Annotated in this window: 22 protein-coding genes; 12 read left to right on the plus strand and 10 right to left on the minus strand. The window is 64.5% G+C overall.

Annotated features, from left to right (window positions below; genetic code table 11):
* Positions 1-127 precede the first annotated feature (127 nt).
* Together GOQ09_RS04125 and GOQ09_RS04130 are read left to right on the plus strand one after the other, a co-directional pair.
* On the plus strand, positions 128-349 hold the full coding sequence (locus GOQ09_RS04125) for a hypothetical protein (RefSeq protein WP_126747536.1): 222 nt from the start codon (positions 128-130) through the stop codon (positions 347-349).
* A gap of 37 nt (positions 350-386) precedes the next feature.
* Positions 387-2,786, plus strand: coding sequence for a phosphocholine-specific phospholipase C (locus GOQ09_RS04130; protein ID WP_157612009.1), 2,400 nt, complete (start codon positions 387-389; stop codon positions 2,784-2,786).
* A gap of 16 nt (positions 2,787-2,802) precedes the next feature.
* Here the strand turns inward: GOQ09_RS04130 and GOQ09_RS04135 are convergent, their stop codons facing one another.
* From GOQ09_RS04135 to GOQ09_RS04145, 3 genes are all read right to left on the minus strand, one after another.
* On the minus strand, positions 2,803-3,747 hold the full coding sequence (locus GOQ09_RS04135; protein ID WP_157612010.1) for an alpha/beta hydrolase: 945 nt from the start codon (positions 3,745-3,747) through the stop codon (positions 2,803-2,805).
* 155 nt (positions 3,748-3,902) lie between these two features.
* On the minus strand, positions 3,903-4,718 hold the full coding sequence (dkgB, locus tag GOQ09_RS04140) for a 2,5-didehydrogluconate reductase DkgB (RefSeq protein ID WP_157612011.1): 816 nt from the start codon (positions 4,716-4,718) through the stop codon (positions 3,903-3,905).
* A gap of 49 nt (positions 4,719-4,767) precedes the next feature.
* Positions 4,768-5,970: an MFS transporter gene (locus GOQ09_RS04145; RefSeq protein ID WP_157612012.1), complete on the minus strand. Its 1,203-nt coding sequence runs from the start codon at positions 5,968-5,970 to the stop codon at positions 4,768-4,770.
* A 239-nt stretch (positions 5,971-6,209) separates the two neighbouring features.
* Between GOQ09_RS04145 and GOQ09_RS04150 the strand changes: the two genes are divergently transcribed.
* From GOQ09_RS04150 to GOQ09_RS04160, 3 genes are all read left to right on the plus strand, one after another.
* The gene (locus tag GOQ09_RS04150) at positions 6,210-6,530 is read left to right on the plus strand and encodes a hypothetical protein (RefSeq protein WP_157612013.1); all 321 of its coding nucleotides are present in this window, start codon (positions 6,210-6,212) and stop codon (positions 6,528-6,530) included.
* Between the two features lie 97 nt (positions 6,531-6,627).
* Positions 6,628-7,500 carry an AraC family transcriptional regulator gene (locus GOQ09_RS04155; RefSeq protein ID WP_242630986.1) on the plus strand — a complete coding sequence of 291 codons (873 nt, stop codon included), beginning with the start codon at positions 6,628-6,630 and terminating at the stop codon, positions 7,498-7,500.
* A 130-nt stretch (positions 7,501-7,630) separates the two neighbouring features.
* Positions 7,631-7,921 carry a putative quinol monooxygenase gene (locus GOQ09_RS04160; protein ID WP_157612015.1) on the plus strand — a complete coding sequence of 97 codons (291 nt, stop codon included), beginning with the start codon at positions 7,631-7,633 and terminating at the stop codon, positions 7,919-7,921.
* Between the two features lie 25 nt (positions 7,922-7,946).
* On the opposite strand, the gene GOQ09_RS04165 is transcribed toward GOQ09_RS04160, so the two are convergent.
* On the minus strand, positions 7,947-8,306 hold the full coding sequence (locus GOQ09_RS04165; protein WP_242630987.1) for a hypothetical protein: 360 nt from the start codon (positions 8,304-8,306) through the stop codon (positions 7,947-7,949).
* A gap of 96 nt (positions 8,307-8,402) precedes the next feature.
* The gene (locus GOQ09_RS04170; RefSeq protein ID WP_157612016.1) at positions 8,403-8,675 is read right to left on the minus strand and encodes a hypothetical protein; all 273 of its coding nucleotides are present in this window, start codon (positions 8,673-8,675) and stop codon (positions 8,403-8,405) included.
* A gap of 230 nt (positions 8,676-8,905) precedes the next feature.
* On the opposite strand from GOQ09_RS04170, the gene GOQ09_RS04175 reads away from it, so the two are divergent.
* The 3 genes from GOQ09_RS04175 to GOQ09_RS04185 all read left to right on the plus strand — a co-directional run bounded on the left by GOQ09_RS04175 (position 8,906) and on the right by GOQ09_RS04185 (position 11,122).
* The gene (locus GOQ09_RS04175) at positions 8,906-9,280 is read left to right on the plus strand and encodes a hypothetical protein (protein ID WP_157612017.1); all 375 of its coding nucleotides are present in this window, start codon (positions 8,906-8,908) and stop codon (positions 9,278-9,280) included.
* Positions 9,281-9,672: 392 nt separating this feature from the next.
* On the plus strand, positions 9,673-10,074 hold the full coding sequence (locus tag GOQ09_RS04180; protein WP_157612018.1) for a GreA/GreB family elongation factor: 402 nt from the start codon (positions 9,673-9,675) through the stop codon (positions 10,072-10,074).
* Positions 10,075-10,174: 100 nt separating this feature from the next.
* Entirely contained in the window at positions 10,175-11,122 is a 948-nt protein-coding gene (locus GOQ09_RS04185; RefSeq protein WP_157612019.1) for a universal stress protein, read from the plus strand.
* Here GOQ09_RS04185 and GOQ09_RS04190 read toward each other — a convergent pair.
* Positions 11,091-11,477 (minus strand): response regulator, encoded by a 387-nt coding sequence (locus GOQ09_RS04190; protein WP_157612020.1) that lies wholly within the window; start codon positions 11,475-11,477, stop codon positions 11,091-11,093. The two genes, GOQ09_RS04185 and GOQ09_RS04190, sit on opposite strands and share 32 nt — an antisense overlap.
* 170 nt (positions 11,478-11,647) lie before the next feature.
* Between GOQ09_RS04190 and GOQ09_RS04195 the strand changes: the two genes are divergently transcribed.
* A complete protein-coding gene (locus GOQ09_RS04195) occupies positions 11,648-11,926 on the plus strand; it encodes a hypothetical protein (protein ID WP_157612021.1) in 279 nt (92 codons plus the stop codon).
* 51 nt (positions 11,927-11,977) lie between these two features.
* Here the strand turns inward: GOQ09_RS04195 and GOQ09_RS04200 are convergent, their stop codons facing one another.
* The 3 genes from GOQ09_RS04200 to GOQ09_RS04210 all read right to left on the minus strand — a co-directional run bounded on the left by GOQ09_RS04200 (position 11,978) and on the right by GOQ09_RS04210 (position 14,270).
* Complete coding sequence (locus GOQ09_RS04200) at positions 11,978-12,454, minus strand: NUDIX hydrolase (protein WP_157612022.1); 477 nt, start codon at positions 12,452-12,454, stop codon at positions 11,978-11,980.
* A gap of 115 nt (positions 12,455-12,569) precedes the next feature.
* Positions 12,570-13,154: a dihydrofolate reductase family protein gene (locus GOQ09_RS04205; RefSeq protein WP_157612023.1), complete on the minus strand. Its 585-nt coding sequence runs from the start codon at positions 13,152-13,154 to the stop codon at positions 12,570-12,572.
* A gap of 102 nt (positions 13,155-13,256) precedes the next feature.
* Complete coding sequence (locus tag GOQ09_RS04210) at positions 13,257-14,270, minus strand: RNA polymerase subunit sigma-70 (protein ID WP_157612024.1); 1,014 nt, start codon at positions 14,268-14,270, stop codon at positions 13,257-13,259.
* Positions 14,271-14,470: 200 nt separating this feature from the next.
* On the opposite strand from GOQ09_RS04210, the gene GOQ09_RS04215 reads away from it, so the two are divergent.
* The 3 genes from GOQ09_RS04215 (at position 14,471) to GOQ09_RS04225 (ending at position 16,748) form a co-directional block, all read left to right on the plus strand.
* A complete protein-coding gene (locus GOQ09_RS04215; RefSeq protein ID WP_157612025.1) occupies positions 14,471-14,680 on the plus strand; it encodes a DUF4287 domain-containing protein in 210 nt (69 codons plus the stop codon).
* Between the two features lie 179 nt (positions 14,681-14,859).
* Positions 14,860-16,101 (plus strand): serine hydrolase domain-containing protein, encoded by a 1,242-nt coding sequence (locus tag GOQ09_RS04220; protein WP_157612026.1) that lies wholly within the window; start codon positions 14,860-14,862, stop codon positions 16,099-16,101.
* 263 nt (positions 16,102-16,364) lie between these two features.
* Positions 16,365-16,748: a hypothetical protein gene (locus tag GOQ09_RS04225; protein WP_157612027.1), complete on the plus strand. Its 384-nt coding sequence runs from the start codon at positions 16,365-16,367 to the stop codon at positions 16,746-16,748.
* Positions 16,749-16,790: 42 nt separating this feature from the next.
* Here the strand turns inward: GOQ09_RS04225 and GOQ09_RS04230 are convergent, their stop codons facing one another.
* On the minus strand, positions 16,791-18,263 hold the full coding sequence (locus GOQ09_RS04230) for a hydroxysqualene dehydroxylase (protein ID WP_157612028.1): 1,473 nt from the start codon (positions 18,261-18,263) through the stop codon (positions 16,791-16,793).
* Positions 18,264-18,286 lie beyond the last annotated feature (23 nt).

An 18,286-nucleotide genomic window follows, 5' to 3' on the forward strand; every position in this document is an offset into this window, starting at 1 on the left:
CGCTGCTACATCGCGGTGTCATGGCTGCTTCGTATGCTTGAAGCCGCCTTGATGCATTGGCGGCGGAGACACTGCCGTTCGTCAAGGCCATCCAAATTGCCTCGGCGAAATCAGGAGTGACTCATCCATGCATTCACGGCTTTTGTATCTGCGCGCGCCGCTCGCGCTGTTGGTCCTCGCTTGCGCGTTGAGCGCATGCGGCGGTGGTGATGGCGGTGGCGGAAGTGGCGGCTTCAGCGCCAGCGCCAGCGCGAAGGACAGCGGCGACAACACGGCCAAGACCGACCCCGCATCTACCACGCCCGACCCGGGCAACAACAGCGAACCCACCGTCAGCTACGCCCCCTGAAGGCGCGCGCATCATCAACACCTGAAACCGACCCACCATGACCACACGTCGCAAGTTTCTACAGAGCGCCACGGGCACCGGCATTGCAGCCGCCACGCTGGCCACCTTTCCGCCCAGCATTCGTCGCGCGCTGGCCATTCCGGCGCATCACGAAACCGGCACCATCAAGGACGTGAAGCACGTCGTTCTGCTGATGCAGGAGAACCGCTCTTTCGACAGCTACTTCGGCACCTTCAAGGGCGTGCGCGGCTATGGCGACCGCTTTGCCATTCCGGCGCCCAATGGCAAGACCATCTTCCATCAGACCTATACCAAGACATCGCCGCCCAGCACCTATGTGCCATACCGCCTGGACGAGAGCAAGGGCAACGCGCAGCGCGCGGGCAGCACGCCGCACAGCTGGTCCGACTCGCAGGCCGCATGGGACCACGGCCGCATGTTCAAGTGGCCGGACTCGAAGAACCTGCTGTCGATGGGCTACTACGACACCGCGGAAGTGCCTTTCCAGCGGGCGCTGGCCGAGGCCTTTACGCTTTGCGACCACTACCACTGCGGCATGCACACCGGCACCATTGCCAACCGCCTGTTCTACTGGAGCGGCACCAACGGCCCCAACGGCACCAGCCCGGTCGATGGAAGCAAGGTGCAGCTGGCGGTACTCAACAACCAGTTCAACGCGGGCAACGACATCGGCGCCTCCACCGAAGGCTGGACCTGGACCACCTATGCCGACCGGCTCGAAAAAGCCGGCGTCAAATGGAAGGTCTACCAGAGCCTGATCGACAACTTCGGCTGCAACGAGATGATGAGCTTCAGGCACTGGCGCACCGCCATCGAGCAGATGCCCGAAGCCCGCCGCCCCGTGTACGTGCCCGCCACCGACATCACGCAGCCGGTCACCGCCGCGGGGCCGTTTTATGACCCGGCCATCGATGACCCGCTCAGCCCGCTGGCCAAGGGCTTCGGCAACACCATGCCGTATGGCTTTCTCGAAACCTTCCGTGAAGACATTCGCAACGGCACCTTGCCGGCAGTGTCGTGGATCATTTCGCCGTCTGCCTACAGCGAGCACCCCGGCCCATCGAGCCCGGCCAAGGGCGGCTGGTATGTGCAGGAAGTGCTGGACGCACTCACCTCCAACCCCGAGGTGTGGAGCAAGACCGTGCTGCTCATCAATTTCGACGAGAACGACGGCTTCTTCGACCACCTGCCTTCGCCCGCGGCACCATCGCGCAACCCCGACGGAACGCTTGCCGGCGCCACCACCATGGCCGAGGCCGACGTGGCCGTCGAATATCACAACTACACGCCGGCCACGCCGCGGCAACCCGCCATGGACGGCCGCCCCTACGGCCCTGGCCCGCGCGTGCCGATGTGGGTGGTGTCGCCGTGGAGCCGCGGCGGCTGGGTCAACTCGCAGGTGTGCGACCACACCTCGACGCTCATGTTCCTGGAAAAGTGCTTCGGCGTGGCCGAACCGCAAATCAGCAAATACCGCCGCTCTGTTTGCAGCGACCTCACCAGCGCCTTCAACTTCGAGCGCCCCAACGACGAGCCTTTGCCCACCCTGGCCGGCCGCAAGACCAAGGCCGAGGCCGACGCGCTCACCGCCGCGCAGCAGACCATGCCGAGCATCGTGCCCACGGCCGATGCCGCGTTGCCCGTGCAGGCAACCGGCGTGCGGCCCTCGCGTGCGCTGCCCTACGAGCTGCACACCAGCGCCCGCAGCGATTCGCTCAACGGCCGAGTTCAGCTGCTGTTCGCCAACAGCGGCAAGGCGGCCGCGGTGTTCCACGTGTACGACAAGCTGCACCTTTCGGACAGCCTGCCGCGCCGCTATGCAGTCGAGCCCGGCAAGCAGCTCGACGGCTACTGGAACGCCATGACCGACAACGCCGGCCTGTACGACCTGTGGGTGCTCGGCCCCAACGGCTTTCACCGGCAGTTCAAGGGCGACCTCAACCGCCTGCGCGCCGGCGGTGCGGCCGCGCCAGAAATTCGCGTGGGCTACGACGCGCGCCGCGGCGACATCTACCTGCAGATGCGCAACGACGGCCGGCGCGATTGCCGCTTTACCGTGCAGTCGAACAAGGCCTACCCGCGGCCCGACGCTTACCAGGCCGGCGGCAAGGACCGCCATGAAGACCGCGAAGACGACGACAACGACCGCCGCCACGGCAACGACCGGAACAACGCCCACGGCGGCCACGGCAACAACGGCATCTACCGCCCCCATCCCGACGGCTCATGGCGCGTTCGCGTCAAGGGCGGCGGCGACACCGCCATGCGCTGGAGCCTGGACTCCAGCGGCCAGTGGTACGACTTTGTGGTGACGTGCGATGCCGACCCGTCTTTCTACCGGCGCTTTGCCGGCCGCATCGAGACCGGCCGGCATTCGGTGAGCGACCCGGCCATGGGGCTGCCAGACCGCTTCTGACGGCGACCGCCGGGGCCTATGGCAGCAGCCTCGCAACCGAATCCGTGAACGACGGAATATCGGTTTCGGTGTGCGTTGTCGAGTAGGTGGTTTCTTCCACCGTCAGGCCCTGGTACACGCGCCCCAGCAACCGGTTGAATATCGAGCCGACAGGGCCCGAGTTGCATTCGACCGGATCGCTGCAGCGCGTAAGGATGAGCGTGGCGGGCAGGGGCCGGCCGTTGAGCGAGTCGTGCATCTGCTGCTCGAGGTTCTCGTACTCCGGCCCCTGGTGCGCATACGCACCCTCGAACGACAGGAAGTGCGAGAACGTCAAGCTGCCCGCCGCCCCTTCGAGAAACAGCGCAATGCCCGCCATGCTCCCGCTCAGCGACAGGCCGGTGAGCATGCGCCTGCCTGTGTCGGCGCGGTACTTCGCTTCGATGAGCGGCACCAGCTCCTGCGTCAGAAAGTCGTGGTACGCCCTGGCGCCGGGCAGGGTGTAGTCCTGCTCGCGGCGCGACGTGCCGCCAATGCCGACCAGGATTGCCTGCGTTCCGCGGCTTTCGAGAATGTCTTTGAAGTTGGAAAAGCGCGTGCCGGGCGGGTTGAACACCGCGTCGCCGTCCAGCGCATAAATGATGGGGTAGCGCGTTGAGCTGCCGTCGTAAGAGGCGGGCAGGTAGATCTCGAGCGGATAGCTTGCGCCGGTCTTGGCCGAGGCAATGCTGTCGGAGACCACGCGGCTGGTTGCCGGAGGCGGATCGACCGGCTCAGCGGGTGGGGGCGCGGGCGGTGTAGCGGGCGTGTCCGGCGGTGCGGCGGGCGTGTTGCTCGGCGGAGGCGCGGTACCCACCGAGGCAATGGGAAGCGCGGCGCCACCACCTCCGCCACCCCCGCCGCCGCAGCTCGACATGCCGAGCACCAACGCCCAGCCCCCGACGAACACGAACGCGCGCAGCGCTCGTCCAAGTTGCCGCATCGCAACTCCTCGATCGATTGTGGTTGCAGAGAAATGCCGTCAGGCGCCACGTCGACAAAGTGCGCGCGCAAGCCAATACAGCCTCTCTTCAGAATGCCACACGAGCCCGCCGTTGGGGGCCGATAGAGGGGTAGCTCAGACCTGAAACACTCGTATCAATCCCATGCGGGCGAAAGGCCTGCGGGGTCCGTCAGCCGCTCGCCGCGGTCGAGCGCGGCAATCTGCGCCATCTCGGCGTCCGCCAGCCGCAGCTGCTGCGCCTTCAGGTTGCTTTCGAGGTTGGCGCGTTGCGTTGATGACGGAATGACCGCGTAGCCCAGCTGCATGGCCCACGCCAGCACCACCTGCGCGGTGGTCGCGTTGTGCGCCTTGGCAATCGCCTCGATCACCGGGTCGGCCAGCACCTTGCCGTAGGCCAGTGTCATGTAAGAAGTGATGTGAATGCCCTGGCTCTTCGCAAACTCTGCCACCTTGCGGTTCTGCAGATAGGGGTGCAGCTCGATCTGGTTGGTGGCAATGTTCTGCGCGCCCACGGCTGCAATGGCCTCCTTCATCAGTGCGATGTTGAAGTTGGAAATGCCGATTTGCCGCGTGAGCCCCTGCGCCTTGGCATCGGCCAGCGCGCCCATGAACTCTGCCACCGGCACCGCGTTGCCGGGCGATGGCCAGTGGATGAGCGTCAGGTCGACATGGTCTGTGCGCAGTTTGGCAAGGCTTTCTTTCAGGCTGGGCACCAGCTTGTCTTTCGCGTAGTTGTCCGTCCAGATCTTGGTCGTGATGAAAAGCTTGCTGCGCGGCACGCCGCTTTCGGCAATGGCCTGGCCCACCTCGGCCTCGTTGCCGTAGATCTGCGCCGTGTCGATGAGTCGGTAGCCCAGGTCGAGCCCGTTCTTCACAGAGTCGATCACCACCTGGCCCTTCAGGCGAAAGGTGCCGAGACCGAAGGCGGGAATGGTGTTGTCGGTTGTCATGATGTTGTTCGTCCTTATGCGTTTCAAAAAAGAGAAAGAAGAGGGCCGCTCAGTGCCCCACCGGCACCGGGCCCGAAGCCCGCACCGGAATGCCGGCACGGCGGTCGAGTGTTCCGCTCCACTGCGTGAGCGCCAGCGACACCAGCACCACCAGCGCGCCAATCCACGGCGTGTGCATCAAGCCAAGATGCGTCACGATCAGCCCGCCCACCCATGCTGCGAGCGCAATGCCAAGGTTGAACGCCGCAATGTTCAGGCCCGAGGCCACGTCTACCGCCTGCGGCGTAAAGCGCTCGGCCTGCTTCACCACATACACCTGCAGCCCCGGCACGTTGCCGAAAGCCACCGCGCCCCACATCAGCACCGCCACCAGCGCCAGCCACTTGTGCGGCGCTGCAAAGTTGAACACCAGCAGCACCGCGGCCAGCAGCGCAAAGATGATCTTCAGCGCCGGAATCGGCCCCATGCGGTCGGCCAGCCTGCCGCCCCAGATGTTGCCCACCGCCACCGACACACCGTACACCAGCATCACCCAGCCCACAGCGCCCGCGCTGAAGCCCGACACCTCCGTGAGGATGGGCGCCAGAAACGTGAACGGAATGAACGAGCCGCCGTAGCCGATCGCCGTCTTGGCATACACCAGCAAGAGCCGCGGCTCCGCCAGCACCTTGGCCTGCTGCGCCAGCGAGGCCGGCGGCGTGTGGCGGATGTTGCCGGGAACAAAAACCCAGCTGCCGACAAACGCAATGACGCCCAGCGCAGACACCGCCAGAAAAGTCTCGCGCCAGCCAAAGTGCTGCCCGATGAACGTGCCCAGCGGCACACCCGTAACCAGCGCCACCGTGAGCCCGGTGAACATGATGGCAATCGCGCTCGCGGCCTTTTCCTTCGGCACCAGGCCCGTGGCAATGGTCGAGCCAATCGAGAAGAACACCCCGTGTGCCAGCCCCGTGAGCACGCGGGCGGCAACCAGCGATTCATAACTCGGCGCCTGCCACGCCAGCAAGTTGCCGAGCGTGAACAGCGCCATCAACCCGAGCAGCAGCGCCTTGCGCGGCAGCTTGCCCGTGAGCGCGGTGAGCACCGGCGCACCGACGGCGACGCCCAGTGCATAGAGGCTGACCAGCAGGCCGGCGGAGGGAAGGCCGATGCCGAGATCAGCAGCGACTGTGGGGATGAGGCCAACGATGACGAACTCGGTCGTCCCGATGGCGAAGGCGCTGAGGGTCAGCGCGAGTAGGGCGATTGGCATGAGGCACTCCTGAATGGGTTAGGAGGAGTGTCTTGGGATTACCTTTGCGGATAAATGGGGGTTGGAGCAGAAGATAGTTGCGTCTGAATCAAGTATCAGTGCGAGGTTCGTTCTCGTTCGGTGGAGCGAATGAGCCTGGAAAGATGAAAGCTCGTCGATATACTGCGCCCCGTCGCGTCCGATGGCGTGGCCGGGTTTGGAAGCCTGATGAAACCTCTGCGAACCTTGGAGACCATTTCATGGCTGAATCTTCCCGCGCGCGTCCGCAATCTCGCATTTCTTCTGCCTCTTCTCTCGACGCCGAATTCGACGCACTCGCTCTGCAAGCCTGCGACGATGCCGGCGCCCTCAACGACGTAGTACGCGCCTACACGGCGCTCGAAAAGCTCATCGACACCAGCGCCCTGAGTGACTGCGAAGTACTCACCCCAAGCCGCACCGAACTGAGCGCCTTGCTGCGCCTGCTCAACGACGCCCTGCTGGTTCGCATCAACACCGTCAACGCCGCCACTGGCATGGTCCACGAAGCGCTTCAACGGAACACTACCGGCGCCATGTAGCGCCAGTTTTCTCTCCACAACACAGCCGATGCCCGTTTTATCTGTTGCCGACGGTAAATCTGAAAGCGTTCCCGCTGCTTGGGCACGACTGCGGAACATGGTTGCGGCGCGAGCCTCTTCAGACGGCCGCACCGACGCCCTCTACCCCGGCCTGCGCTACTACCGCTTCTCCCACCCCATCCGCTACGAGAAAACCCAACGCCTCACACCCGGCGTCGTGGTCGTCTTGCAAGGCCGCAAGACCGCGCACCTTGGTAATAGCGACCGCCGGTCGCTCGACTACGGCGCCACCCAATGCCTGGTGCTCGGCGCCGAGGTCGCGTGCCTCGGCACCGTGGTCGGGGCGAGCGCCGAAGAGCCGTACCTCGCCATTCACCTCGACCTGCCGCCCGACGTGCTGGTCAAGTCTTTCGTCGCGCTTGCAGAAAGCGGCACGCTCGCGGCCGAGCCAGCCCGGGTGACCGAGAACTTCACGGCGCCGGTGGGGCAGGAGGTGGTCGAGGCCTTCGCGCGGCTGCTGCTGGCGGCGGACGACCCGGTGGACCGCCGCACGCTCGCGCCGCTGGCGGTCGAAGAGATCGTGCTGCGGCTGCTTCGCTCCGAGGCGGCGGCGGCCATTCGCAGCGCGAGTGCCGTTACCAAGGCGGGCGCACGCATACAGGCAGCCATCGCCTTCATGCGCCGCCACTTGGGCCGGCCGCTGTCGGTGGCTGAAATTGCCGGCCACGTGCACATGAGCCCTTCGCACTTCGCGCACAGTTTCAGGGAGGTGGCCGGGGTCACGCCGATGCGCTGCATTCGCGACTTGCGGCTCGAAGAGGCGCGCATGCTGATGCTGGGAACCGGGCTGCGCCCCGGCGATGCGGCTGCGAAAGTGGGCTTCGAGAGCGCGGCGCATTTCAACCGCGCGTTCCGCAGGCGGTTCGAGGCAACGCCTGCGGAGTACGTGCGGCGCGTGCAGTCGGGTTGAAGGGACGGGGGGCTGCAGCAGCTTCGCAGCCATGGTCAATGTGTTCGCAGCTTCGCGTCTTGGCGCGGGGGAGGGCGCTGGCTAACCTGCCGGCTTCCTTTTTCTTTTGTTGAAAGCAGCGCGAATTTCCATGGACCCGATCAACGTCATCATCACTTTCGAAGCCAAGCCCGAGGGCGCTTCTGCATTCGCCGAGCTCATGAACCAGGTCAAGCAGTCGCTGCCGTCGGCGGATGGCTGCCTGGGCGTGCGGCTGTTCGGGCACAGCGACAACGCGTGCGCTTTCACGCTGGTCGAATCGTGGGAATCTAGGCGCCACCACCAGGCGCATATCGATCGCGCGGTGGCTTCGGGCGCCTGGAGTGCGCTGGAGGCGCAGCTGGCTTGTGCGCCTGTGAGCCGCTATTGCATGGAGCTTTGATCGAGCCGCAGCCGCCCGGTCGCTCTCACATGAACCGCGATCCTCGGCTGAGTTGCATCGAGGCTGCAGTGAGCTTCGGCGGTTCACCCAGTTCCGTGAGCCAGGCGCGTCCTTCGTCGGTAATGCGCACCACGGTAACCAGCCGTGGCGAAGCGTATCGGGCTGTGGGATGAAGGGCGGGAATGTGGGCGTCAATGAGCCCGGTCGCCGAAAGCACCGAAACATGCCGGATATCTTCGGGCTCCGCGACTCGCACGGGGAGCTTCTCTTGCTGCAGCCGCACCAGGAACGAGAGCGGCATTCGGCTTTCCGGCCGATTGGCACCTGGGGCGGGCCGCGTCGGCTGGGTCTGAATGGGCTTGGCGTCAACAGGACTCAGTGTCATGGGTGTCTCCTTTGATGAGGCACCTGGCGGGGCAATGCGCATGCCTGCCGCTTGGCGCCGCGCTGCGTCCTACGAAGCGCCAGCGGAGACGCCCGTCTAACGATCCAAGGGGTCGAACGCTGTGGTGCCGCTGTGCGGTCGCGAGAGGTAGTCGTCGATCCAGTGGCGGGCTTTGACCGCCAGCAAGCGGCGGGCTTCGTCTTCCGACTTCACGCCCGCCACGACAAGCCGGCAGACATTCTTACGCGCACGTTGGATGTCCGCGAAGTAGAAAGCGCCATCTCCCTGGCCTTCCAGACCGACGGCCATGGTCCAGTCCGCAGGCGCGAGCGGCCCGCTGACCGTTTCATCCGGCGGATAGAGATTCATCGCTTTTCCTCACTCGTAAGTTGTTGTCAGGAGCGCGCCGTCCGCATCCCGGGGACGAAATGTTACGCACATTTCAGGCCACTTCCATGGGAAAGGCGCGATTCGGAGCGCTCTGTCTTGCCGTCCTCGCCGGCTTGAGGAACTTTGCCGACATGAAAGGAGTGCCGGCCGGTCTAGCTTATGGTCCTCAAGGCCCACGTCGGCGACTTCTCCTCATCAAAAAAATATCAATGGGCAAAGGCACGTATGAGCGCAGCACACGCCGCAGAACGGACTCGCTGAAGGCGAGTTCCCGCACATCGGTCAAGGAGCAGATGACGAAGCGGGATGCGGACTTGGCGCTGGCGATGGAATCGCTCGAGGCTGTTGCGCAGGACGTCGCCGTAAGCACTGCCCAATTTGCGGAATCGGCAATCCCAGGAAAGAAGGTGTTGAGCCTGCCCGCTGCGCCAGGGCGCAGTCGCGGCTTTCCCAAGGAGTTCGGATTGGCCGGGGGCATCAGCCGCGTGGTCTATCGCTTGAAGCTGTTGCAGGCTGCAATCGACAAGGCGACCCGTCGCCACCAACGCAGCAACGCTGCCAAGGCGCAGAACCCCAGGTCCTAGCGTGAGTGCCGGCTCGCAGACAACAAAGCCCCCCGGGCTTTTGGGCCCGAGAGGCTGAGGTTCTGGTGGGACGGGTGACGGCCTAATCTGGCAAGAGGTGTGAGGCCATTGTCGGTGCAATGGCTACAACGGCGCTCGCCGGCCTACACTCCCACCCATGACCACCACCGTCGCTTGCATCCACGTTGCCTTGGCTGCGCTGCTTCTCGCAGCGGCCTATGCCCGTGCTGCCGCAAAGAAGGTGCGTCGTCAGCTGACGCCCGCACATTCCTAAGCCCGGCGGTCCGCTCTCTCCCCCTTACAGCGCAACCATCCACCGCCGGGCACAAAGCCTCGCGCGGTAGCGGTCGCCGTCCCCGTCGGACGACGCTCGCATTCGATGGAGTGCGTCAATGCATGCAACGATTCACGGCGAGCGCACGCTCACCGACCTTGACTTCGCCCGCCTGAGCAAACTGCTCGGGCGCGAGCTTCCCTCAAGCCTGGCCGACTTGTTGGCAATCGCCGAAGTGACAAGCTCGCGCGCGGTGCCACCCGATGTGGTGACGATGTACTCGCGGGTGGAGCTCGTCGATTTGCACACCGCGCGGCGTCAAACGCTCACTGTCTGCTACCCGGGCGATGCCGAGGCGGCGGCCGGCTTTATCTCTGTGCTCTCTCCGGTTGGCAGCAGCCTGCTGGGCCTGAGGGTCGGAGACATCGCGAAGTGGCTGACACCGAACGGCGACAGCTGCGCTGCTGAACTCGCGGCCATTCTCTTCCAGCCCGAGGCCGCTGGCGACTACCAGCGATAGACGCCCGGCTCGCATTCGAGCCTCCTCTTCATTGCGCCGCTCCCTGGCTCCTACCTGGCGCCGGAAGCGTGGCGCGAGCCATTCAGAAAGCAGTTCTACCGTGACCCCACATTCCATTCTCGCCGTCACCGATTTCTCCACGCATGGCGACAACGCCCTCTCTCGTGCAGCACAGCTGTGCGCGGAGCACGGTGCGCCGCTCAAGCTCATCTACCTGGCATACCCTGGTGAACCTCCGCCACCCGATGCCGGATGCCGGCTCGCGCACCATGCGCTGCAGCTCGGGCAGCGCCATGGCATCCGCGTGGATTCGGTGGCGAGGATCGCGCTCACCCTTGAGGACATTCTCCCGGCGGCTCGCAGCGCCGACCTCCTGGTTTGGGGCACTGCACCGGTTCGAGGCATCCGGTCGCTCTTTCAGGGGCAGCCGATGGAGAGCATGCTTCGCAAGTGCCGGCGGCCGGTTCTCGTGGTGCGGGAGCCAGCCCAGGGGCCTTATCGCAGCATGGTCGTGGCTGTCGATTTCTCTGAAGCATCGCGTGGCCTGATCGAGTTGGGGTTCGCGCTCAGCAAGGACGCCCAGGTGGAGTTGTTCCACGCAATCAGCATGGCGAATGAGGGAAAGCTTCGCTATGCGGAGGTTTCTGAACAGGCCATCAAGGCGTACCGCGAGGAGTGCCACCGGTACGCACGGGACCGAATGTTCTGGCTGACAGACTCCTACGACGCGCGCCGCAATCGTGTGCTGTCGGCCATCAGGCACGGAAGCCCGGCAAGGCAGGTGGCCGTACAGCAGCAGCGCAGCGGGGCCGATCTCGTCGTTGTCGGCAAGCATCCTTCATCGGCAGCAGTGGACTTTCTTTTCGAAAGCGTTGCCAAGGGCGTGCTCCGCCACAGCACCAGCGACGTTCTGGTGGTGCCCCATGGCTATCAAGCCGCGTCGGGCGCACGCGCAACCGATCGACTCGAGGCGCAATTTCGGCGTGGGCGTCGGGTGCGCGCTGGCGGAGTGGGGTTCAGCCAGGCTCGCGCGGAATGGCGGGACTGAGGCACCAGTCAAAAAAGCGGTCGAGTTCGTTCGATTTGTCGAACAGTGCATCGGCACCCAACTCCAGGCTCCGGCGCCGCATTTCTTCAGTCGGGTAGTTCGTCAAAACAACCATCCTCTGGTGCGATGCGCGTTCCTTGCAAGCTCGCAATACCGACAAGCCCGACCCTTCGCGCAAGAAGAGATCGACCACAGCCAGGTCCCACTCAGTGCCCAGTTTCTTGAGAACGGTGACCGCCTCGTTTGCCGTGTCGGCTACGGCAACAACTTCCGCGCTGGCGAGGTCTGCCAATGCCGGAATCAGAGCCTCTCTGATCGTAGTGCTGTCCTCGATGAGAACCGTCTGGAGCGACATGGCGTTGGAGCAGCGTTGCTCATCTCACTTGTTGCGATAGGTTGCGGACTGTGAATGCTTATACGTGCCGGTTGAGTTGATGATGTAGGCCGAAAGCTTGATCTCGCAGAAGCGACTGAGTCGTTGCTACATGCCGACTAACATCCGATTTCAAAAGTGAAAGGTGTGTCATGACCCGCCCATCCCACGACGACAAGGACCCTGCCGATCTGGCCAAGGCGCTTGAAGAGAACAAGCATGCAGCCGCGACGGTCCAGGAAGTTGCCGAGGATCTCTCGGTCGTCCACACGGTGCTGGACAGTGAAGTGCCGAAAGAGACGCTGCACCCCGACGTCAGCCAGGCGATCGAGCAGACAGACCAGCTCAAGGACAAGCTCAGGTCGGCCGAGGAAAAGCTGAAGACAGTGAACGAGACGCTTGAACAGCAGGTCGCCTCGAAAGACTCTTGAGGCGGTCACGGGAGAAACTCTCGGCTCTACTGAAGAATTTCCCAAGAGAACTCACGCGTATTCACGCTGCACCGCATGCGAGAACACCAGCGGATCGGCCAGCAGCGAGGTCGCCAGAAAGGTCGGCCGCAGGTTGATCGACGCGAGCTCCGCGAGCGCGAACCAGCGGAACTCCAGCTTCAGGTGGCTCTCGATGCCGTGGTGGGTTCGATCCTTGTCGAGCACGCTGGAGCAGGGATCGAGTGCGGCGCGGAAATAAAAGCCGATCTCGTGGTTGCGCTGGCCCGCAAGGTCGAAGAAATTCTCGGCGACATGGACAAGAGGGCCGCATTCGACCGCTTCGCCGAGTTCTTCCCTCATTTCGCGCACGACCGTCGCCGACGCGGCTTCGCCGACCTCGACGCGGCCGCCCGGCAGCGCCCAATATGCATCGCCTGGCGCACGGTGCACGAGCAGGTGACCGGCATCGAGCACGATGGCCGCGGCACGGACCTGGAAGCGCTGACCGTGAAGATGGACTGAAATCATGGGGCTGCCCGATCGTTTGCAGTGGGGACTCGCGCAAGTTTGCACCATCGAGCAGCGCAGCCCCCCAGCGCCTGCTCTCTAGTTGGAATGCGACCAAGAGCGCGCGCTGCTCCGCTCAATTCGGCCGGCAGTCATAGTGCAACGCCACGGTGTCCGAGCCTGGCAGGCGGTTTTGGCTCAACAGCTTCCAGCTCTGAGCCAGGCCGGGCTCGAAGGTGGGCACACCCTCACCCAGCAACACGCTACCCACCAGCAGATGCAGTTCGTCGACCAGCCGCCGTGCCAGAAGGTCGTTGTAGAGCACGTGGCTGCCGTAGATCAGCAGGTCGGGGCCGGGCGCGGCTTTGAGTTGGCTGATGCGTGCCGGGGCTTGCGCGCGGCTGACCACTTCGGTGTTGGCCCAGGGCGACTCGGGGCGCACGACCAGGCGGTCGCTGAACAGCACCTTGCGCGCTGCTCCCACACGCTCGGCAATCTCGCGCTGCACCGGCTCACTGCCAGGGCCGCGGTCCACGTTGGGCCAATAGGCCTCGAACATCAGGAAGGTGGTCGCGCCGAAGAGCAGCGTGCCGGCGCGGCGCATGCAGTCGAGGTTGTGGACACTGAAGGCGGCATCCATCGGCAGGCCGGCGAGCGCGCCGCCGGGGCCGGCGCAGTAGCCGTCTAGTGAGCTGAGGATGCTGACGATGAGCTTGGCCATGAAAAGGTCTCCTGGAGTTGTGCCACGCCGCCGGCCCTTCCGGGGCGTGTCATCTACTTGGAGACAGGGCGAGGGCCAAACTCATCGGCCTTGGCAGCGGCATCAGACAAGTTCGTCGGGCATGCCGAAGCGTCGGCAGACTGCCGGGTCGAGGAAGCTGTCGATGGATGCGATCAACCCACCGCGCAGGCGCAGCAGCACCACGCCGCCCGGCGTGAAACGCTCGGCGCCGGCGTGCTGCATGTAGCAGGCAAAGCCAGGTTGGCCGTTGGCGCGCAGGGGATGCAGACGCCATGGCGTCTGGAACACGCGCTCGGCAAAGAACATCATGGCGAAGCGGCGGCCGTTGAACCAGGCAGGCAGCGGCGGCATGGTGAATCGCGCGTCCTCTGCAAGCAGGCTGGCCAGGGCTGCGACGTCGCGGTGCTCCCAGGCGCTGACGAAGCGCTGCAGCAAGCTATCGACGCCTTGCGCCCCGAGTGCCTGCGCGTCGGCCGCCGGTGCGCGTTCCTTCATCGTCTTCTGCGCGCGCTGCAGTGCGCTGTTGACCGATGCCACCGAGGTGCCGAGCATCTCGGCCGTTTCGGCTGCCGAATACTCCAGCACTTCGCGTAGCAGGAGCACGGCGCGCTGCGTGCCGGGCAGGTGCTGCAGCGCGGCCACGAACGCGAGAGCGACCGACTCGCGCCCTTGCAGCGTGGTGGCCGGATCTTCATGATTGCCGATCCACTCGGCATCGGGCAAGGGTTCCAACCACACCGGCCCGGCCACTGGCTCACCCAGTTCGGTCGTGGCCTGCAGCGGCGCGCCATGGTCGGGCGATGTCATGCGGCGCGGACGCTGCGAGATCATCCGCAGGCATACGCGGGTGGCAATGCGGTAAAGCCAGGTGCCGAGCGTGCTGCGCGACTCGAAGCCGGCCAGGCCGCGCCAGGCGGCAAGCAGGGTCTCCTGAAGCGCATCGTCTGCATCGAAGGGGGAGCCCAACATTCGATAGCAGTGAGCATGAAGCCGGCGGCGGTGGGGCGCCACCAGTTGGTCGAAAGCCGCGGTGTCGCCGGCACGTGCGCGCGACAGGCACTCGGCTTCCGCAACAAGGTCGGGCGCAGGAGACATGGCGCATTCTGGCGCACCACACGAGGTGGCGGGCACTGTCGGGCCAGAAGCGACTGGATGCGCATTCACCGGCGCAACTTGACTGGCAGAATTCAGCGGCCAGGAGCGGAAGTACGATTCAGACGCCGAGCGCCTGGCCTGCCATTTGTCAATGCCATTGCCCGCATTGCCTGACCAGCCCCACTCACCAGGGAATGACAATGACCGAAACGACCAAAGTCAAAGGCCCCGCTTCGTACTTTCCTTCGATTGAAAAGACCTATGCGAAGCCAATCGCCTACTGGATGAATGTTCTCCAGGGTGCAGGTCCTCTCAAACACATGGAACTCGTGAACCGGCTCAAGACGGAGCATCAGATCGGTCACGGACACGCTAACGCGCTGGTGGCGGCATTCCTGACGAAGAAATAAAAGTCGGCACTCGAACGGCGCGGAGCACGCTGCCTTGGAGACTCGGCTAACGGGGCGTGAGCCTGACTCTCGATCTCTGTGTGTCCGAGTACGCTCTTCGTCGCAAGCGGGTTTCACCCGTTTACGCGCCGCGCATACATAGGAAGGATTTGTCTTCTAAACAAACAGATGGAGACAAAATGACCGTTACACGGCGCCAGCTTGCCTTGTCCGCCTTTGGGACCGCCTTCCTTGCTGGATGTACAAGCGTGCCGACCATGCCACCTCCGGCAGTGTCTTCAGACCGACTGAGGCGCATCGCTCCGGCCCTGAACGCGCAGGTTGGCGTCGGCACTTTTCCAGGCGCCGTGTCCCTTGTCTCGCACGAGGGAAAGCTGGTGCACCATGAGGCGGTTGGCTTTCTTGACGCTGCCAAGACCAAGCCCATGCCGCGCGACGCCATTTTTCGCCTCGCCTCCATGACCAAGCCATTGACCTCCGTCGCCACGATGATGCTGACGGAGCAAGGTGTGCTGAAGCTCAACGACCCGGTCACGAACTGGCTGCCCGAACTCAAGAATCTCAAGGTCGAGACGCCGGCGGGCGACGTGCCGCTGTCTCGTCCAATCACTGTGCAAGACCTGCTCATGCATACGGCAGGTTTCGTCTACGGTCCAGCCAGCCCGTCGCCGCGCATCGGCAAGATGTACGCGGACCTGGGTATCGAATCTTTGGAAGTCGACATCACCGGCGACGAGATGCTCAAACGCCTGGGCACCATCCCACTTGCGTACCAGCCAGGCACGACCTGGTTCTATTCGATTGCTACCGACGTGCTGGGCTTGCTATTGGAGCGCGCGACCAAAAAACGTCTGGACGTGCTGATGCAAGAGATGCTGATCGGCCCGTTGGGAATGACCGACACCGCCTGGTGGGTGCCACCGGCCAAACGCGGTCGTCTGGCAGAGGCGCTGGAAAGTGACGCGCAGAAGGCGCCGATGCTGCGCGCCTACCGCCACGACACGGACCCGGCGCCACGCACCTACCTCAAGGGCGGCGCCGGATTGGTTGGTACGGGCGCGGACTACCTGAAGTTCGCGCAGATGGTGCTGAACGGTGGAACCGACGGCCAGACGCGATACCTGTCGCGCAAGACTGTGGAATTCATGCTCTCCGACCATTTGATCGGCAAGGCCGGGGTGCCCAATGCGACCACCGGCCCGGGATACGGCTTCGGGCTGGGATGGGGCGTTCGCCTATACGACGGCGTGGGCTGGACGCCTGGCAGCGTGGGCGATGCAATGTGGGCCGGAGCCTGGGGAACGAGCTTCTGGATTGACCCGCGCGAGCAGCTGGTCGGCGTGCTGATGGCGCAATGTCCCTCCAACCGGATTCACACACGGATGTTGTACAAGAATCTGGTCTATGGAGCTGTGTCTTGACGGGTGGCAACCAGGCTACAACTTCATCAAGCTCGAACCAACCCGAGATAGCCTGCGGCAGCAATTTTGCTCCGCGGGACCTGTCCAAGCCCTCCCCATTTCATTTGGGAAAGGGCTCACCCACAATGCCCGTGACCCAAGCATGCCTGCGGATGCTCAACTGCCGAAGCCGCGTATCGCCTACGGTCGCTGTGAAGCGAGTCCTACTTCAGCAGCTTCATTCGACCTCACCGTGCAGTAAGACGCACGCAGGACGGATGAACATGAAAAACCTGGACAGCAACAGCGATTCAGACAAATCGGAAGGCACGCAAGAGACGGGAGCGAAGACAGACCGCCGTCGCACTGCCAGCCCCGGAGAGACCCGTTGGTCGCAAGCCAGCGGCGATGGCCTTCAACGACCCGTACCGCAGCAACCCAATGAGCTCGACGAATCGGCGAGCAGCCAGGCGGCCGCAAGCCCCTCGATGGAAGGAATCGGGCAAGTCGCTTACCACGACGCGGTCACAGGCGAGGACACCGATCGGGGTCCGGTGCTGGATGCGGTGTACAACGGGCCCGTGACGCAAGGGCACCGCGTGGACGACGACGAGGAGGTACGTGGCGAGCGGGACCCCATGAAATCGACTTCGTCGAAGAATCCATGAATCGGCAGACCGGCTCTCGACAGCTATGCGCGGGCGCGCAGACTACCGCCGCGAACCACTGTGCGTGAGCGCCGCTATCGGCCACTGAGTCGAAGGCGGGGGCAACGCGCGGCGGAGCCCTATGCCGAAGGCCGCTGCCACGTGCTCTGCCGCCAGGGCGCCGGAGCGGGCTGCGCTCTCCATCGAACACGGCAGTCCTGTCGCGGTCCAGTCGCCGGCAAGCCAGAGGCCCGGCACCGTCGTGCGCGCTGCAGGTCGCAACCGCTCGGTGCCTGGCGCCGGGCAAGGCACCGCCATCGGAATGCGATGCACGCGCGAATGACGCAGCAACGCACCGGCCGCAGCGGGTGCGAAATCAGCAAGCTCCCGGCGCGTTTGCGCCACGAGCCGCGCATCGCCCCAGGTCCAGGCTTCATCGGCATGAATGGCGTTGGCCACGATCAGAGAACCGGTGCGCGGGAGCTCTGGCCGAATGTTCGAGAGGTCGTAGAAGTCGGTGTTCAGATCGCCTTCAGCCCAGACCCGAGCCCAGAAGCACTCGGAGGTCAGCTTGGTGTCGAACCACAGCATCGTGCTCACGTAGGCGCATGGCTTGAACCACGCGCCGTTTGCAAACCGATTCAACGTGGCGCCCGCTGTATCGTGGGTGACGGCCGCAAGCGCCTGCGGCGGCAAAGCCAGCACGCCTGCGCGGGCGCGTACGATGCGGCCGCCTTCGAGCAGCATTCCCTCGAAGGCGCCGCTTGCCGTTGCGAGCAGCGAGCGCGCAGCGCAGGATGTCTGAACATGGCCTCCCGCAGCCTCGACGGCCCTGCGGCAGCCCGGCGCATACAGGTCGGCAAGTGCGACCTTCGGGAACCCGAAGTAGTAGCCGCTGCGCCCCAGCATCAATCTGAAGACACGCATCACCGCAGCCGCCGAGCATTCGGCAAGCGGGGCGTTCAACAGGGCCAGCATGGACGACCGCCAGAACCAGTCGATGCTCCGGCCACTGACGCCATGGAGACGCAGGTAGCTCTCCGCGTCCAGATCGTCGAGCGCTAGCGTCCCGGGTTCGTCCAGCCGCGCCGCGGTCCAGGCGATGCTCATGTTGGACATCAGGTCGCGCCATGACATGCATCGCAGGGCGTTCCGCAGATTGGGCAGCCCGTGTAGCGGAGGTGGCCACCGAGGGGCATGCATGCGCAACTGACGACCGCCATCGAGCAGGGTGATGAGCGGATCGGGCTGCCAGTGCACCTGGCCGATCGTTCCGACGCGCTCCAGCAGCGCAAGGAAATTGCGGTGCTCGGAAGTGAGTACATGCGGGCCGATGTCGACGGCGTCCCCAGTTGCCGTGTCTAGGCAACTTGCCGCACGCCCACCCAGGTGGTCGTCTTTCTCGACGACGAGTACGCGCAAGCCGCAGTCGGCGGCAAGCCATGCAGCGCAGGACAAGCCGGCAATGCCGCCACCGGCGATCACCACATCGGCCGTGATGTCCCCCAGCGTCGACCGATCGACGAATCGGTCCACGTCAGCCCGGCTTGGCCGGTGTG

Source organism: Variovorax paradoxus, from assembly GCF_009755665.1.
In the GTDB taxonomy this organism is placed as follows: Bacteria; Pseudomonadota; Gammaproteobacteria; order Burkholderiales; family Burkholderiaceae_C; genus Variovorax; species Variovorax paradoxus_G.